Annotated in this window: 12 protein-coding genes and 1 pseudogene; 5 read left to right on the plus strand and 8 right to left on the minus strand. The window is 70.4% G+C overall.

Annotation, left to right across the window (positions count from 1 at the left end):
* The first annotated feature begins 277 nt into the window (after positions 1–277).
* From NQZ70_RS20500 to NQZ70_RS20510, 3 genes are all read left to right on the plus strand, one after another.
* A complete protein-coding gene (locus NQZ70_RS20500) occupies positions 278–4,177 on the plus strand; it encodes a serine/threonine-protein kinase PknK (protein ID WP_237245462.1) in 3,900 nt (1,299 codons plus the stop codon).
* Between the two features lie 179 nt (positions 4,178–4,356).
* A complete protein-coding gene (locus NQZ70_RS20505) occupies positions 4,357–5,106 on the plus strand; it encodes a hypothetical protein (RefSeq protein ID WP_237245463.1) in 750 nt (249 codons plus the stop codon).
* Between the two features lie 496 nt (positions 5,107–5,602).
* Positions 5,603–6,631, plus strand: a complete 1,029-nt coding sequence (locus NQZ70_RS20510) for a sialate O-acetylesterase (RefSeq protein ID WP_129575719.1) — start codon at positions 5,603–5,605, stop codon at positions 6,629–6,631.
* Between the two features lie 655 nt (positions 6,632–7,286).
* Here NQZ70_RS20510 and NQZ70_RS20515 read toward each other — a convergent pair.
* From NQZ70_RS20515 to istA, 4 genes and pseudogenes are all read right to left on the minus strand, one after another.
* Positions 7,287–7,439, minus strand: a pseudogene (locus NQZ70_RS20515) (ATP-binding protein); the annotation flags it as partial.
* A 24-nt stretch (positions 7,440–7,463) separates the two neighbouring features.
* Positions 7,464–9,581 (minus strand): recombinase family protein, encoded by a 2,118-nt coding sequence (locus NQZ70_RS20520; protein WP_129574328.1) that lies wholly within the window; start codon positions 9,579–9,581, stop codon positions 7,464–7,466.
* A 213-nt stretch (positions 9,582–9,794) separates the two neighbouring features.
* Positions 9,795–10,460, minus strand: coding sequence for an ATP-binding protein (locus tag NQZ70_RS20525; RefSeq protein ID WP_165373915.1), 666 nt, complete (start codon positions 10,458–10,460; stop codon positions 9,795–9,797).
* 11 nt (positions 10,461–10,471) lie between these two features.
* On the minus strand, positions 10,472–12,007 hold the full coding sequence (gene istA / locus NQZ70_RS20530; protein WP_129574330.1) for an IS21 family transposase: 1,536 nt from the start codon (positions 12,005–12,007) through the stop codon (positions 10,472–10,474).
* A 257-nt stretch (positions 12,008–12,264) separates the two neighbouring features.
* On the opposite strand from istA, the gene NQZ70_RS20535 reads away from it, so the two are divergent.
* Complete coding sequence (locus NQZ70_RS20535) at positions 12,265–12,738, plus strand: hypothetical protein (RefSeq protein WP_129575720.1); 474 nt, start codon at positions 12,265–12,267, stop codon at positions 12,736–12,738.
* 138 nt (positions 12,739–12,876) lie between these two features.
* Here the strand turns inward: NQZ70_RS20535 and NQZ70_RS20540 are convergent, their stop codons facing one another.
* Positions 12,877–13,344: a DUF1772 domain-containing protein gene (locus NQZ70_RS20540; protein ID WP_165374070.1), complete on the minus strand. Its 468-nt coding sequence runs from the start codon at positions 13,342–13,344 to the stop codon at positions 12,877–12,879.
* A 101-nt stretch (positions 13,345–13,445) separates the two neighbouring features.
* On the opposite strand from NQZ70_RS20540, the gene NQZ70_RS20545 reads away from it, so the two are divergent.
* Positions 13,446–14,141 (plus strand): TetR/AcrR family transcriptional regulator, encoded by a 696-nt coding sequence (locus tag NQZ70_RS20545; RefSeq protein ID WP_207217903.1) that lies wholly within the window; start codon positions 13,446–13,448, stop codon positions 14,139–14,141.
* A gap of 40 nt (positions 14,142–14,181) precedes the next feature.
* Here NQZ70_RS20545 and NQZ70_RS20550 read toward each other — a convergent pair whose 3' ends face one another.
* The 3 genes from NQZ70_RS20550 to NQZ70_RS20560 all read right to left on the minus strand — a co-directional run bounded on the left by NQZ70_RS20550 (position 14,182) and on the right by NQZ70_RS20560 (position 16,371).
* Positions 14,182–14,910: a hypothetical protein gene (locus NQZ70_RS20550; RefSeq protein WP_129575723.1), complete on the minus strand. Its 729-nt coding sequence runs from the start codon at positions 14,908–14,910 to the stop codon at positions 14,182–14,184.
* 7 nt (positions 14,911–14,917) lie between these two features.
* Entirely contained in the window at positions 14,918–16,000 is a 1,083-nt protein-coding gene (locus NQZ70_RS20555) for a hypothetical protein (protein WP_129575724.1), read from the minus strand.
* A 161-nt stretch (positions 16,001–16,161) separates the two neighbouring features.
* Positions 16,162–16,371, minus strand: a complete 210-nt coding sequence (locus NQZ70_RS20560) for an MbtH family protein (protein ID WP_020735874.1) — start codon at positions 16,369–16,371, stop codon at positions 16,162–16,164.
* Between the last annotated feature and the right edge of the window lie 320 nt (positions 16,372–16,691).

Raw genomic sequence — 16,691 nt, forward strand, 5'->3', positions numbered from 1 at the left:
CTCAACTGCGGATTCCGCCCGGCTGGCGGACATGCTTCGCTGTGATCTTGGCCCGCCCCTGAAAAACCAATATGTATCAACAACTTAGCCATGACTCGAAGGATGCCGCGCGGGCGGCGCGGCCTGCGGGAGCTCGCTCGGAGCGGCCGGCATCGCTCCCACCTGGGTCGGAGTCGGGCCCAACCATCGATGCGTCCCGGGCGCCGCGCGCGCAGGATCCGCGGCCAAAATTCACACCATCACTGGACGAACCGCGTTCTCCGTCTATCCTCGATGGGTGCGCTCGGGGGAGCTCTTGGGGGGGCGCTTCCGCGTCGAGGCGCTCGCGGAGATCGGGGGCATGGGGGCGGTCTACCGCGCCTGTGACGTCACCTCCGGAGCGCGGGTCGCCGCGAAGGTGCTGCACGATCCGTCGCCGCATCAGGTCGCGCGCTTCGCGCGGGAGGCGGAGCTCCTCGCCCGCCTCGCACACCCGGGGATCGTCCGGTTCATCGCCTACGACGCCGCGCGCGAGAGCACGCCGTTCCTGGTCATGGAGTGGCTGGAGGGAGAGGACCTCTCCCGCCTCCTCGCGCGGCGGCGCCTCACGGTCGCCGAGACGGTGGAGCTCGGGGCGCGCGTCGCCGCGGCCCTGGGCGCCGCCCACGCGCGGGGGGTCGTCCACCGCGATCTCAAGCCGGCCAACATCTTCCTCGTCGGCGGCCGGATCGAGGAGCCCAAGCTCCTCGATTTCGGGATCGCCCGCTTCCCCGGCATGGACCCGATCACCGGCGCCGGCGTGCTGGTCGGCACGCCCGAATACATGGCCCCGGAACAGGCGCGCAGCGGCGATGAGATCGGCGCGCCCGCCGACATCTTCTCGCTCGGCTGCGTGCTCTTCGAGTGCCTCACCGGCGCCCCGCCGTTCCAGGCAGATCACCTGATCGCCCTCCTCGCCAGGATCATCTTCGACGAGCCCCCGCGTCTGTCGGAGCGCTGCCCCGACGCGCCCCCGTGGCTCGACGCGCTGCTCGCGCACATGCTCGAGAAGGACCCGGCGCGGCGGCCGCGCGACGGGGCCGCGGCCCACGCCGCGCTCGCGGCAGAGGAGGTCCACGGCGGGTCGCTCCCGGCGCCGCCGAGCTCCGCGCTCACCACCAGCGAGCGCCGCTTCCACGGCGTCGCGGTGGTGGGCCGCGCGAAGGCCTCCGCGCTGGACGCCACCCTCTCGGCCTGCGAGGCGGGCGCGGACGCCGGCGCGCTCCGGGAGGTCGCCGCCCGCTTCGAGGGGCGCCTGGAGCTGCTCGCCGACGGCACCGCGGTGCTCATCGTCGGCCGGCCGCACGTGCCCACCGACGTCGCCGCGCAGCTCGCGCGCTGCGCGCTGGCCCTGCGGGAGCGCGTCCCCGATCGCCCGATCGCGATCACCGTCGGCTGGGGCGAGCTCGGGCGCGGCCTGCCCGTCGGCGACGCCATCCAGCGCGCCGCGGGGCTGCTCCGGAGCGCGGGCGGCCCGGGCGCGCCGCAGATCCTCCTCGACAAGACCACCGCCGGGCTGCTCGAGGCCCGCTTCGAGGCCGCGACCACCGCGTCCGGCGCCCTCGAGCTCCGCGGCGAGCGCAGCGCCGCCGAGCCGTGGCGCCCGCTCCTCGGCAGGCCCACGCCCTGCGTCGGCCGCGATCACGAGCTCCGCCTGCTCGAGCAGACCTTCGCCGCCTGCGCCGGCGAGCCCGCCGCCCGGGCGGTGCTCGTCATCGGCGCCGCGGGCATGGGCAAGTCCCGCCTCCTCCAGGAGCACCTCGCCGCCCTCCGGCGCGCCGGCGCGCCCGCGGAGATCTGGGCGGGGTTCGGGGATCCGCTCCGCGCGCGGTCCGTCGGCGGCCTGCTCGCGGAGGCGATCCGCGGCGCGGCGGGGATCAAGGGCGGCGAGCCCATCGAGGAGCGGCGCGCGCTCCTCCGGGCCCGCGTCGCCCGCCGCGTGCCCGAGGCGGATCGGCGCCGGATCGAGGAGTTCCTCGGCGAGCTCGCCGGCGTGCCGTTCCCCGACGCGGACAGCCTCCCGCTCCGCGCCGCTCGGCAGGATCCCGAGCTGCTCGGCGAGCAGATGCAGCGCGCGCTCCGCGATTTCCTGCGCGCCGAGTGCGCGGCCCAGCCGGTGGTGCTCGCGCTGGAGGACGTGCACTGGGCCGATCGCGCCTCCGTCGCGGCCATCGACGCGGCGCTGCGCGAGCTCGCGGACCAGCCGCTCGTCGTGCTCGCCACGGCGCGCCCCGAGATCAAGCAAGCGTACCCCGAGCTCTGGGCCGAGCGCGGGCGGCAGGAGCTCTGGCTCAGGCAGCTCCCGCCGAGGGCGTGCGCGCAGCTCGCGCGGGAGGCGCTGGGCGACGCGGCCGACGGGGCCCTCATCGATCGTCTGGTCACCCAGTCCGAGGGCCAGCCGTTCTTCCTCGAGGAGCTGATCCGCGCGACGGCGGAGGGCCGCGGCGACGCGCTGCCCGAGACGGTGGTGGCGATGGTGCAGGTCCGGCTGGAGGCGCTCGCGCCCCCCGCGCGCCGGATCCTGCGGGCCGCCAGCGTGCTCGGCGAGGTGTTCTGGCGAGGCGCCGTCGCGCACCTGCTCGGGGGCGACGAGGCCGCTCCGCTCGCGGAGCACCTCTCCGCGCTCGTCGCCGGGGAGCTCTGCGTCCGCCACCGCGAGGGCCGCTTCCCCGGCGAGGAGGAGTACTCCTTCCGCCAGGCGCTCCTGCGCGAGGGCGCTTACGCGCAGCTCACCGAGGACGACCGGGCGCTCGGCCACCGCCTCGCCGCCGACTGGCTCGAGGCCGCGGGCGAGGCCGATCCGCTGGTGCTCGCGGCGCACTGCGAGCGCGGCGGCCTGACCGCCCGCGCGGCGTCGCTCCTCGCCCGCGGCGCCGAGCTCGCGGCCGCGCGCCGGGCCTACCTCGACGCCGAGGGCTGCTACGGGCGCGTCGAGGCGCTGCTCGGCGCGCTGCTGCCCGAGGAGCGCCGCGCGCGGGGCCTCGCTCGCTTCCGGCTCGGGCGCCACACCGAGGCCCTCGCCGACCTCGCCGCGGCGCGCGAGGCGGCGGCCGCGGCGTCGGAGGCGGGGGCCGAGATCGAGCTCCTCCTCGACGAGGCCATGATCCTCGACTGGACGGGCGAGTACCGGGCCGCGAGCGAGCGGGTCGCGGCCGCCGAGCGCCTCGCCGGCCGGGTGGCCTCGCCCCTGCTCGGCGCCCGCCTGCTCCTCGGCGTGGGCCGCTCGCTCCACCGCGCCGACCGCGAGGACGAGGCCGCCGCGGTGCTGACGCGCGCCGCGGCGCAGGCGGCGCGGCTCGGGGACGAGGGCCACGAGACGCACATCATCGCCCGGCTGCTGCTCGGCTTCATCCTGGCGAGCCTCGGCCGCGTCGAGGAGGCGGCGCGGGACCTCGACGCGGTGATCCTGAGCTGCGAGGAGCGCAGCGATCTCATGCACCTCGGCGCTGCGCTCAACAACCGCGGGCTCGCGCGGGCGCTCCAGGGCGACCGCGCCGGGATGATCGCCGATTTCGAGCGCACCATCGCGCTCGGGCGCGACCTCGGCCAGCCCGCGTTCGAGCTCGTCGGCCGCTACAACCTCGCCGAGTACCTGTACCTGATGGACGATCTCGCGGCCGCGAGGCCCCATGCGCGCGCCGTCCAGGCGATAGCGCCGCGCTGCGGCGATCGCCACGCGCCGGTCGTCGTGGCGCTCCTGATCGCGCGCCTGCGCCTCTACCAGGGCGACGAGGCGGGCGCTCGCCGGATCGCGCTGCGGCTCCGCGCGGCGCGAGACGACGCCGGCTGCGAGGCGCTGAAGCCCTCGGAGGACGTGCTCTGCGCGATGATCGAGCTCGCGACCCGCGACGACGACCGCGCCGCGTGGGCCGCGCTGGAGGAGCGCTCCGCGCGCTGCTCGGTCGGGCAGGAGCGGATCGAGGTGCTCGAGGCGCGGGCGCTCGCCGCCCTGCGCCGCGGCCGGCGCGCCGACGCCCGGGCGCAGCTCGAGCGCGCCCTCGCGGCCGCCGCCACCATTCCGACCGTCATGGGCGAGCGACTCCGTCGCTGGCACGCGGAGCTGACGAGAGCGACGGAGTCGGACGCTCCCGACATCGACCTCGCCGCCGCTGAAGCGACTTTCACCGGCGCGACAGCGCGGGAAAACGTAGAATATTGAACCCATCCAGCGAATCGATGGGAGCCCGCGCGCGCCGCGCGCAGGGCGCCGTCGGGTCATGCGCCAGGAACACGGGGGAATCCATGTCTCTCGAGCGGACATTCATCGTGCTTGGTTGGGCAGGGGTGCTATCGGGCTGCGCCGCGGAGGTGGGGGACACAGGCGCGTGGGACGAGCCTGTGGGGGAATCCCAGGGGGCCCTCCTGGGCGGCAACGCGCTCAGCACGAACGCCCTGAACCTCAACGCCTTGAACCTCAATGCCCTGAACCTCAACGCCCTGAACCTGAGCGGCCTCAGCGCGCGGAACCTCGCCGCGATCCAGGATCCCGGGCCGAGCGGCGCGCTGGCGCGCGATTTCTTGCGTTACGCGGCGAGCTGCGCCCTGAGCAGCAAGGCCTCCTTCGATTTTTCGTGGATGGACTCCACCGGCACCAGGCACGAGGAGCGCTACCCCGGGCTGCTCGGCGCCGCCCCCGCGTGGGCGACCGGGCCGCTCGACCAGGCCGGGCAGCGCATCGTCTCCAGCTGCGTGGCGGCGCGCGTGAACTACTATCAGGTACCGGTGCTCCTCTCCGCCCGCTCGCTGCGGGATCCGCTGAAGACGCTCTCCTCCAGCCAGGAGCTCATCGATTATCCGCATGTCGAGGGGGCCTTCTGGGGCAACCTGTTCGCCGCGCAGCCCTACATCAACGCTTGCTACAACAGCGCGACGGTCGACAACTCGCGCGCCCACCAGCGCGACTGCGCCGCGGGCCACGTGACCTCCGGGGGTCAGATCGTGGAGTGCGGGCTGATCCGCATCGCCGGGCCGTGCGACCGGGTCTGCCAGAGGCTCAACGGGGCCGGCCAGTACTACCCGTCCTGCGTCGACCGCCCCGGCCAGAGCACGGCGACCACGAAGGACGTGATCACGACCGCCTTGCCCTGAATCCATGGGGAGCCTGGTGCGCTCGCGGAGCGCAGAGCGCATCGTCCGGCTGCTCAAGCACGTAGAGCGCCGCGCCGAGCTCGACAGGGTGGGTGACGCGTCTGACGCACGGAACTAGGGACTCCGAGAGGCTGGCCAATTTCGCGACGCAGCGCGGTTGCCTCGTGATGGGTCCCCTGCGTTGCCCGCGCGTCGCGTCCGTTTCAAATTTCCGCGGTCCCGGACCGTGAAACCGCTTCGCTTCGAAACGATCGGTCGGCGCTTGAGGCGCAGCGAAGAACGAACGCCGCCGACGATGAAAAAATCCAGCGTCAAAAGCCTTCTCCTCGTGCTGTCCTGAGGCCGAATCCTGGACGCCAAGCGCCCAAGATGCGATAAGGTAGGCCCCGGCGCTGAGCTCTTTGCGGGCGAGGTTCGCCGCGCCGGCATCGCGACGCCGGCCTACCACTTCCGCCATTCTCTTCAGATCGCGCCCCGGCGCGACGAGGTAACGACCATGACCGAGATGAACCGCACGATCCGAGGCACACCCAGGTTCCTGCTCCTCCCATTCCTCTTCATCATCGCTGCGTCCGGTTGTGGCGAGTCCGATTCGTCCGGCGCGACCGGTGAGAACGACAACACCGGAGGGGCCGGCTCGGGGACCGGAGGCGCCACGGCAGGCAGCACGAGCGCGGGGACCGGCGGCGCCACGGCAGGCAGCACGAGCGCGGGGACCGGGGGCGACGCGACAGGCAGCACGAGCGCAGGGACTGGAGGTGACGCCACGGGAGGGACCGGATCGGTTAGCAGCGGGGCAGGCACCGGTGGCGCACCGAGCTCGAGTCCGACGTTTCACATCTTCATGCTCATGGGCCAGTCGAATATGGCTGGTGTCGCAGACAAACAGGACAGCGACAAGAATTCTGACGCGCGGCTCAAGGTCCTCGGTGGATGCAATCAGCCGGCCGGACAGTGGAACTTGGCCAATCCGCCGCTCAGCGATTGTCCTGGTGAAAAAGGATGGAACCTGTCGACCTCCGTCGACCCGGGCATCTGGTTCGGCAAGACCCTGCTCGGAAAGCTGCCTGAGGGGGATACGATCGGGTTGGTCGCTACCGCTGAGAGCGGCGAGTCGATCAACACGTTCATCACTGGTGGCTCGCATCACCAGATGATCTTGAACAAGATCGCCAAAGCGAAGACGGCCGAGAACGCGCGCTTCGCGGGCATCATCTTCCACCAGGGTGAGTCCGACAACGGCCAGAGCTCATGGCCCGGCAAGGTCGTTCAGCTCTATAACGAGGTGAAAGCAGCCTGGGGGGTCGACTACGACGTTCCCTTCATTCTCGGAGAGCTCCCCGCGGGCGGGTGCTGCGGCGGTCATAACAACCTCGTGCACCAAGCGGCCGACATGCTGCCTATGGGATACTGGGTCAGCCAGCAGGGGACCAACGTCATGGATCAGTACCACTTCGATCATGCGTCCGTTGTTACCATGGGCACGCGTTATGGTGAGAAGATGATCGAAGCTCTGAAGTGGTGACAAAGCGGCTCGCGGCGGGGGTCCGCGCGACCGAGGCCGCTCGAATCCCCTGGATTCGAGCGGCCTTTGATGCTGTCGGCCGTCGGGATCGCGGGCTGATATTTCCTCATCCGTTCGCGTTGTGGGCGGAAAATTGAACAGGGATGCGGGTAGGCAGGGAGATCTCTGAGATCTTACTCCCCGTCTCTCAGCCGCCCTGTGAATTCCATCTGAATATTTGAAGGGTTCCTCGGCGCAGCTCGGAGCGCGCCGCGTCCACGTGGTCGGCTGCTGAACTGCGCCGCTCGTACCGCCGGCTCAAGGCCGCCCCTACGAGCCATGCGACGCCGAGCCAGGGATCCGCGCCCCGGGTCCGTCTCCTCGACGACCCGCGGGCTGCGACCCATGGAGGAGCGCGGTGGATGCAGCGGCACCGGCGCTACCGTGGGGACGAGCGCCTCGTCCGCGCTTCGCCCGCTGGGCAGCGGGGTGGCATTTTCCGCGAAACCGAGCGGCAGGCTCGTCGTAGGTGCAGGGTGGAGGCGCCGCGAGCCGGTGCGGCTGCGTGCGGAGACCGCCCATCGTGATCACGCAGATCACGCCATCGTGATCACCGCGATCGCGCATCGTGATCGCCCTCGGAGCGAAGCGACGCTGGTCCGTCGGGGTCTAGGGTTCAGGTCTCGGTGGTCTCCTTGCCCTTGCGGCGCGAGGGGCCCTTCAGCGTGATGCGGTGCGCGTTGTGGACGATGCGGTCGAGCACGGCGTCGGCGATTGTCGGATCTCCGAGATGATCGTGCCACTTTCCGACAGGGATCTGGCTGGTGATCGACCACGCATGATGCATCTCCTGTCACGTTTTCTTCGAGGGCTTCCTCGCCTGGTGCATGAGGTTCTTGCGGCGGAGTTGGCGCAGCCGCCGCAGCTCGGCCTTATCGGCGATCACCGCCCGCTGGCCGTCGATCCAGCGCGTTTGCACCAGCCCGCGGTTGACCCACCCGTACATCGTCACGACGGGCATCTTCAGCTCGCGAGCCAGATCTGCAAGCCACCAAGCGTTCTCTGCGTCCCTGGGGGGCGGCTTGGGGCCGCGAGGCACGTTACCGTAACGATGCAGCAGCATCCGCACGAGGCGCTCGTTGAAGTGGTTGTGCTGCGTCGGGGTGATCCAGCCGTCAGCATTGAGTTGCTCGGCGATGCGCCCTGCGGTGAAGCCTTTGCGGCGCAAGTCGTGGATCGTAGCCATGAGCGCGTCCTTGTCGCCCGTCTGGACAAGCTTGTGGACGGGGCGGCGGAGGCGTTGGTGCGTCAGACGGCCACCGGCCCAATGCACCACGAGATCCGTCCACGAGCTCTCGCGGTTGGCCGAGATATCGACATGGTCGATGAGGAGCCGCAACACCGTCCTGCGATCCGCGGGCGTCGTGGTGGGCGCGTTCCAGAGCGCCGGCAGGTCGGTCGCCAAGGCGCGGATGGCAGCGACGTCGTCGGGCGTCAGGGCCTGCGGCATCTGCTTCGAGTGCCGCTCGTACGACTCGCGCAGGTCGCGCTCCGCGCGGAGAGCGTCCTCCCAGGCGCGCTCGAGAGTGCGGGCGACGAGTCGATTCTCGGGCTCGACGCTCTTGAACTGGCGCGCGGCGCGCTCCGCCTCGTAGCGTGCCCGTTCGAGTCGCTGCTGCCAGAGAGCCTCCTGCTGGGCGCGCTGCTGCTCGAGATCGGCGCGGACCCGAAGGCTAATCTCCAATGCGGCCGGAGCCAGCGCCGCGATCGCCAATGCCGTAACAGCCTGATCGATGCAGCTACCCGAGATATTGATGCAGAGACGGCTGCCATGGTGGGCCGCCTCCTGACCGCAGACGTAATGCGGATAGATTCGGCCCTTGTATTTAGCGTACCGGACGAACATGCCCAGGTTGCAGCGACCGCACCTGATGAGCCCTTGAAGCAAGGCACTCCCGCTGCGTACCGCACCCGTGCTGTTTGACTTTCGGTTGGCCTTCAAGCGAGCCTGGTTACGCTCAAATTGCTCCCATGTGATGTAGGCGGGAAAGCGATCGCGGACGCAGGCTTGCCAGTCCTCCGGCTCGACCAGCGGTGTGCGCCCCGTGGCCGGGCGCCCGGGTTGTTGTCGCCGTGGATCCGTCTGTCGCCGTCCGTACACATACGCACCTGCGTAGATGGGATTGCGGAGCATGTTGATGACCATACCGCGGTGGGGACGGTGCCACTCGAGAGCTCCGCGGTCGCCTCCAGAGCGACGGCGCACGCCTATCTGAAGTCCCTGCTCGACCAGGGAACGGAGCACTCCGTGCGCGGTCCCGAGGCGGTCAAATTGCTCGAAGACGAAGCGCACGACCGCCTGGACCGACTCATCCGGATCGAGGACGACCTCGCCGGATGCCTGCAGGAGGTAGCCCGATGGCACCGGCTTGCTCAGTTCTCCACGGCGCGCCTTCTGCCGCTTGCCCTGGAGCAGCCGCTGCCGCAGGATGTGTAGCTCCGCTTCGGACATCGTCCCCTTCAGCCCCAGGAGCAGGCGATCGTTGTAGAGCGACGGGTCATAGAGTCCGTCCAGGTCGGCAATCAGGGTGCCGAAGCGAGCGCACAGCTCGAGCAATTGGTGCCAGTCCTTGTTCGAGCGCGCGAGCCGAGACATCTCCACACCCAAGATGATTCCAACGTGGTCGAGCGCGACCTCGGCCAAGAGCCGCTGGAAGTCCTGCCGCCCTGCCGCCGACGCCCCAGAGGTCCCGAGATCCTCGTCGAGCACCAGGATGCGCCCCGATTCCCAGCCGAGCTCGCGCGCCATGGTTTCGAGGCTGTATTGTAGGCGGGTCGACTCCTGGTGGTGCTGGACCTGATGCAGTGAGGACTGCCGGATGTACACGACCGCGAGGCGTTCAAGGTGGCGACCTCCGATCTTCGTCGGGCGCTCCTCGATTCGCACGTTCGGCGCCGCCGACGTCTTCATCGGCCGCCTCCTCGCGCGCCGCCAGGTGGCGGCTTATCATCAGACTCAGAACGCTTACGAGTTGTGTCTGACGCTCGGGCGTCAGTACCGTCCACAGATGATCCGCCGTGGTCCTCTGCGCGGACATGGGGCACCGTTCGTCCTGGATCGCGCCGCTCTTGCGGGGCTCCGTCGCACCGCATGTGCAGCCAGCGTGCCAGCGCCAGCAATGCCTCAGCGGCGACGATCGGCTGAGTGGGGTTCGAATCCTCTGTGACTCTCGCTGTACTGGGCTTGGTTGATCGTGATGACCGTCGACCGCAGGCCGTGGCGGTCCTCGAAGACCTCGAGCAAGTCGCGGCGCTCCTGGTCCTTGAGCGGGGCGAGCCCCCAGTCGTCGAGCACGAGCACGTCGATCTTCGCCAGCCGCCCCAGCAGGCGCGTGTACGTCCCGTCGGCGTGCGCCAGGGCGAGTTCCTCCAGCAGGCGCGGCACGCGACGGTAGAGCGCGCGGAAGCCAGCGCGGCACGCCTGATGCGCCAGCGCGCAGCCCAGGTAGCTCTTGCCCACGCCGGTCATCCCGGTGATGAGCACGTTGGCGTGGTCGACGATCCAGCGACCCGACGAGAGCTGGCGGATCTGTGCCCGATCGAGCTCCCGCTTCGGCGCGTAGTCGATGTCCTCGAGGCACGCGCTCGGGATCCGCAGCTTCGCCTCGCGCAAGAGCCGCCCGATCCGCTTGTTGTCACGGGCCATGTGCTCGGCGTCGACGAGCAGCGCAAAGCGGCCGTCGAAGTCGAGCTCGGCCATCGCAGCGTCAGTCCGCTGCGCCACCCAGGTGTTCGCCATGACGTAGAGGTGAAGGCTCTTGAGCTTCTCGAGCGTGGGTTCGGTCAACACGTCGTTCTCCATCAGTTGAGGTAGTAGTCACGGCCACGGATGTTCTCGTGGTCGATGGGTTGGGGGGCGACGGGGGCCCCGTCATCATGAGCAAGCGGCACGCGATCGAGCCCGTTCTTCAGGATCGACTCGATGTGCCGGTAGGATCGGGCGCGGACGCGCCCGGCGCGCTCGCAGGCGGCCTCCAGCCGCTCCTGGCCGTAGCGCTTGCCGAGGCGCAGCAGGCCCAGGCAGGAGCGGAAGCCCTGTTCGGGGTGGGGCCGCTCGGCCAGGATCGCCGCGCAGAGCTGCCGGGTTGCCGGGCCGATCTTCTCGGCCCACGCCAGCAGGCGCGAGGGCGTCCACTCTGCGTGCGCCCGGTGGGCGCTCGGCATGTGCTCACGCAGGGTCGAGTGCTTGCCGCGCGCTCGCGAGCGGGGGTGCGACGCGATCCGGCGGCTGTGCAGCAGGACCTCGACCGTCGCGACCGTCGCCCTGATCCAGACCTCCTGGTGCACGTGCGCATACGGCACCGAGTAGAAGTGGTCATCGAAGACCACGTGGTAGTCGATGTTGACACGCGCCTTCTTCCACTCGGCGTACTCGAAAGCCTCAGCAGGCAGGGCGGCGAGCGCTGGCCTCTCGAGCTTCTCGAAGAGCTCTCTCCGGCTCTCCCCGTAGCGCTTCATCACACGGCTGTTGATGTCGACCAGCAGCTCGGTGATGCGCGCGTTAAGCGCTGCGAGCGAGTGAAACACCTCGTTGCGAATACGGGCAAGAATCCACCGCTCGACGACCTGCACGGCGACCTCGACCTTGGCCTTGTCGCGCGGATGCTTCGGTCGCGCGGGCAGCACCGTCGTGCCGTAGTGCGCGGCCATCTCCTCGTACGTCCGCTGTACCTGCGGCTCGTACCGGCAGGCGCGCGTGACGCCGCTCTTGAGCTGGTCGCACACGACGGCGCGCGTGACACCGCCGAAGAACGCGAACGCGCGGCAGTGGCTTCCGATCCAGTCGGGTCCTCTCTGGCTGCGCGTCGCCTCGGCATACGTGTAGCTGGAGGCGCCCAGCACGGCGACGAACAGCTCGACCTGGGTGACGCCGCCGGTGGCAGCGTCCACGAGGGTCGGCTTCTTCCCCGCGTAATCCACGAACATCTTCTCGCCCGCGACGTGCACCTGGCGCATCACCAGGCCGCGCCGCGCGAGCCACGCCCGGTACCGGTTGCAGAAGGCGGTGTACCGCAGACCGTTGGGATGCTGCCGCAGGTACTCCAGGTGCAGCAGCTCCAGCGTCACGTGCGGCCGGTGCCGCTCGCGGTGAATCCAGGCGCAGTCAGGCTCGGCCGGCGCGACCCCCGGCTCGACGACGGCTGTGCCGTAGAGCGTCCGCTCGAGCGCCTCGTCGTCCAGCTGGGTGACCTGCTCCCACATCGTGAGGCCGGCGGCCTTGGCGCGCGCCAGAACGCTGCCCACGGCCCCGGGGCTTGTGCCGTTGCTCGTCGCCGTCTGCCGGTGCGTGCGGCCGAGGAGCCACTTCTGTCGAAGAATCTCTCGCGTTTTGTGCATGGACAGTCGCTCCGTCGCCACCTGGGACCCTCCTCCGAGGCCCGGGTGGGTGGACCCGACGTCCAGCGCCGCTACGCCTCAGCCTCGTGAGCCGCGCAGGATGCACCAGCGCGATCACGAGCGGCGATCCGCGCGATCACGACCGTGATCCCGCTGATCACGATGGTGATCCGGGTGATCACGATGCGCTGATCCGAGCGATCACGATGCGGTGATCCCGGTGATCACGATGGCGTGAAATCCGCACGATCGGCTTCATGCATGAGTGGCATCACCCGTTGGTCCCGAGCGCCTGCAGCCAACGAGAGCCGCTCCCCGCGAGCGACGTCGCCAGCGGGTGGCCCTCGAGCCGGCGGTACATCGTCGTGAACCCCGGTTTCTACGACTACGACTCCATCATGACCTACTGGAGTGGGTGTTCGGATCAGGACGGCGTGCGCTTCGGGAGCGAGAGCCTCGACGCCGTGGACATCCAGGCGGTCGCCACGGTGTATCCGCCCGTCGGCGGGGCGCCCGATGTGTGCAATCCCGGCTGGTTCGGAGGAAAACGCTGGTTCTGCGCGGCTCAGCCGACCGTCTCGGTAGGGAACTCGTGCTCGTCGGGGTGGGTGGAGTGCCTCCCGCACTGCAACCCGCGTCCTTTCCAGGGCGAGTGGTGGACCTGCCCGACGAACCCCTATGCGGTCACCGGCCAGAGCTGCTCCGCCCGGTGGGAGCTCTGCGGCGAATGACGACGGACCGCCGCTCGGAGAGCTCAATCGATGCCCCGAGCGGCGCAGGATCGCCGTCGCGCGTCGGCGAGGTCTGCGAGCAGCTCCCGCAGCTCGATATCACCAGCCTTGCCCGTCTCTCCCCGCGAGGCCCCGCGCTCAGCGCAGCGCGAGCAGAGAGAACGCGAAGCCGAAGAGCCCCAGGCCCACCCGCACCCAGTGCCAGCGGGCCCAGCGCGAGAGCTCGGCCGCGAGCCCGGAAGGCCCGGGGCTCGCCGCGGCGAAGCCCGCGTTGGCCCGCCGGAAGTACAGGAAGTAGACCGCCACCAGCGACGCCGCGAGCCCGGCCGACAGCAGCGATGCCCAGCGGCTCGGGCTCGACGCCAGGAGCGAGACCGCCGCGGCGGCGACCGCGAACAGCGAAGCCGCCGTCGTCAAGGGCGCGAAGAAGCGGTAGAGCCGCGGCCCGAAGGCGCCGTGCAGCGCGAAGAACTCGGCCGGTGGCAGCGAGCGCCAGTAGGGCACGAGCAGCGCCCCCTCGGCCAGGAGCGCGCCGATGAAGAGGCCGAAGAGCCCCGAGGAGAGCAGCTGCAAGACCTCGGAGAGCGGGAGCAAGGCGCTAGCCACGGCGGCCCCCGAGCGCGGCGCGCGCGGCGGGCCCCGACCGGCGACGATGGCCCAAGGGCGGGCGACGACGGACGATCATAAAGGGGAGCATAAGCTCCCTTTTGTTGCCGGTCAAGCCGTCGGCCGATACCGTGGGGCCCATGGCGAAGGCCGCGATCGATCTCGCTCCGCGCCGCGAGCCCGAGCAGGAGCGGGCCCGGCAGACGCGCCAGCGCCTGCTGGAGGCGGCGGCGGCGCTCCTGGCCGAGGTCGGGGTCGAGGGCTTCAACACGAACCTGCTGGCCGAACGGGCGGGGGTGCGCGTGCGCAGCGTCTACCGCTATTTTCCGAACAAGCTGGCGGTGATCGTGGCGCTCGCCGAGGCCATGGTGGCCGAGTGGGGGGCCTGGTTCGACGAGGTGGACGACCTGGCCGACCCACGCTCCGACTGGCGAGCGATCTGGGGCCGCCTCATCGACGCCTACGTCCGCGGTATCCGGGCCTTGCCCGGGGGCACGGCGGTGCGGCGCGTGATGCACGCGGTGCCGGAGCTGCGGGCCATCGATCAGAGGGACAACGCGAACCTCGCGCGGCGGGTCGCGCACAACCTCGCGAGGCGGGCGGCGAGGCCGGACGCGTCGGCGGCGGTGCTCTCGCGGGTGCTGCTCGAGACCGCCGCCTCCGTGATCGATCTGTCGCTGAGCCTGCCGGCGGAGGAGTCGCGCGAGGCCGTCGAGCAACTCAAGCGGATGCACCTGGCCGCGATCGGGCTCTGGCTCGAGGACGAGCCCGGGGGCGGCAGCCTCGCGCGGGCGTAGCGCAGGCCGCGCGAGCGCATTGGCCTGCGCGGCGCAGCCGTCAGGCGCCGAGGAGGCGCACACCGCAAACGAGCATCAGTCGACAGAAGGCGGCGAGCATCACGGCGCCGATCGCGAAGCAGCCGAATCGCCGGCCCTGGCCGCTAGGGACCGCGCCCACCGAGAGGAGGCCCGCCGCGGCCGGCGGCTCCGGCGGCTTTTTTTTTAACGTCGGCACCCGCGTCCACCGCGACGGCGCCGCCTCGCCGCCGCCCAGCGCCACCGGCGGCGTCGCCTTGACGATCGCCATCGCGCGGGCGGCCCGGCTCTCGCTGTGGCTCCGCTTCCAGGCGCGGATCGTCGCCTCGGGGAGCCCGAACACCTCGCCGGAGCCGTACGTCCCCGCGAGCCCGTCGAGCACGCGAAGGTGCCAGTCGGCGGGGACCGCTTCGGGCAACTCCGCGACCGCCTCGGGCGGGATCGGCGGGAACCAGGCCGCGAAGTGCTGGACCTGCCGTCCGGTCCAGTCCCTCCGCGCCGGATCGAGGAATCTCACCGCCACGTAGGGATAGGCGCGCGGCGCCCTCTGCCCGCGCTCGTCGATCTCGAGCAGGCCATAGCGGAGCTCCCCGGCGCCGGCGTCGGCGTCGGCGAGCATCGCCTCGAGCGTCGAGAGCCAGGCGGGCAGCGCCGGGATCTCGGGGACACAGATGAACTCGTAATCCCAGTGCTCGCCGCGCGTCCTCCAGAGGAGGCGCGATGTCTCGACGAGGGGCGCTGGCGCGGGCATGACGACCTCACTGGTTCTGGTGGTAGGCGCGGGCGCCCTCGTCGTCGCGCAGCGCCGCGACCATCGCGGTCAGGACCGCCGTGAAGGTGTCGCCCTTCCGGATCGCGTCCTCGCGCATCTTCTTGAGCCGGTCGAGCCGGGTGGTCGCGAAGTCCTTGATCGAGATGAACCGCAGGATCTTGCTCACGATCTGGTATCGCTTCGGCAGGAAGTCGTCGAGGGAGTCGACGAACTGCACGAGATCGCGCAGCCCCTGGAAGAACGTCTCTCCGGCCGACTTCTCCTTTCTCGCCGCCTGCGCCTCGCGCACCGCGCCCTCGACCGTGCTCACCAGGATCGCGGGGGCGAGGGTGCGCACGCCGAGCGAGGTCCCCGGATCGACCTGCGCGCCGGCCGGGGCGGCGACCGACGAGAGCAGCATGAAGCGGTGGCCGAACGCGTGCTCGGCGTGGAGCACCGAGCAGAGCTTCGCCAGCTGATCGTCGGCGTCCCGGCAGACCTCGCGCTCGAAGTCCCGCGCGCTGTAGTCCGGCGGGAAGAGATCGGCCTTGCTGAGGGCGAGGATCCACTCCCGCGGGAAGCTCACCTCGTCGCCCGTGGCGGCGCTGGCCCGGCGCAGCCGGTCGCACTCGTCGGCGAAGTGCTCGAACAGCCACCGGATGTACCCGGTGCCCTCGGCCCGGTACTTCGCGCCGTCCGCGAGGAGGATGCCCACCTGGCTCATCCCGAGCCGGATGAGCCCCTGGCGCATCGCCTCCCGCTCGTCCGCGTCGACCGGCTCGTCCTCCCACCAGCGTCCGGGGTAGTCGTACCAGTGGATGCGGACCGCCGGCTCGGGCAGATCTCTCGGGAAGAAGTCGAACTCGTACTCGTCGAAGCGCGTGCTGCCGTCCGGGAATCTGCCCTCTTCGAGGCGATAGAACCGGCCGAGGAGCTGGTTGCCCTGCGCCTTGTTGACCGCCTGGATCTTGTACGCGTACTCCTGCTGGAACGAGGGCTGGGTCTGCGCCCGGTAGAAGGCTGCCAGGAGGACCGTCTTGCCGGCGCCGGAGGCGCCGAACAAGGCGACGTGCAGATCGAGGGGCGGCATGACGGAGGCGTACGGGAGCGGGGGCCCCGGCACAAGCGCCGGCGCGCACGACCCCGCCGGGGCTCGCGCGATCCCGCGGGACGCGGCCGGCCGAGCGCGACAATGACACGGCTGAGCCCGCCGCTCGGCCGCTCGCGACGGGCGTACGGGCGGGCCGCGATTCAGGGGCTCTCGGCCATCTTCTTCCGGAGGCTGAGCGGGCGCATGTCCGTCCAGACCTCCTGGATGTACGCCAGACACTCCGCCTTGTTGCCCGTCTTGCCGGCCTCGGTCCAGCCGAGCGGGTTCTCTCGGTCCGCCGGCCAGATGGAGTATTGCTCCTCGTGGTTCACCACCACCTTGTAGATCGTCGCGTCGTCATCTGCCTGCATGGCTCGCTCCTCCTTGGTTCAGCCGGATACCGCGGCACCCGAGCCCACGCTCGACCGCCGAGCGCGCGGCCTCGACAAGAGGGCCGAGCCTAGCATACACTGCGGCGCGCCCGCTACCGGCACTCGGTTCGATGTTTCACGAGAGGACGTCGTCGCCTGTTCGCACCGAACGCGTCAAGTGCATGGATTGCATCGAGCGCATCGACGACGTCGATGATGTCGAGTGCGTCCATGGTGTCTCGCGTCGGTTACGTCAGTTGCGTCGGTCACGTCAGTTGCGTCGGTCACGTCAGTTGCGTCGGTCACGTCAGTTGCGTCGG

Origin of the sequence: Sorangium sp. So ce836 (assembly GCF_028553905.1) — a bacterium.
Taxonomy (GTDB): Bacteria; Myxococcota_A; Polyangia; order Polyangiales; family Polyangiaceae; genus Sorangium; species Sorangium cellulosum_D.

Excerpts from the sequence above, each read along its gene's own strand:
- NQZ70_RS20510 (WP_129575719.1), top strand. The coding sequence starts at position 5,603 with ATGACCGAGATGAACCGCACGATCCGAGGCACACCCAGGTTCCTGCTC.
- NQZ70_RS20520 (WP_129574328.1), bottom strand. The coding sequence starts at position 9,581 with ATGAAGACGTCGGCGGCGCCGAACGTGCGAATCGAGGAGCGCCCGACG.
- istA (WP_129574330.1), bottom strand. The coding sequence starts at position 12,007 with ATGCACAAAACGCGAGAGATTCTTCGACAGAAGTGGCTCCTCGGCCGC.
- NQZ70_RS20535 (WP_129575720.1), top strand. The coding sequence starts at position 12,265 with ATGCATGAGTGGCATCACCCGTTGGTCCCGAGCGCCTGCAGCCAACGA.
- NQZ70_RS20550 (WP_129575723.1), bottom strand. The coding sequence starts at position 14,910 with ATGCCCGCGCCAGCGCCCCTCGTCGAGACATCGCGCCTCCTCTGGAGG.
- NQZ70_RS20555 (WP_129575724.1), bottom strand. The coding sequence starts at position 16,000 with ATGCCGCCCCTCGATCTGCACGTCGCCTTGTTCGGCGCCTCCGGCGCC.
- NQZ70_RS20560 (WP_020735874.1), bottom strand. The coding sequence starts at position 16,371 with ATGCAGGCAGATGACGACGCGACGATCTACAAGGTGGTGGTGAACCAC.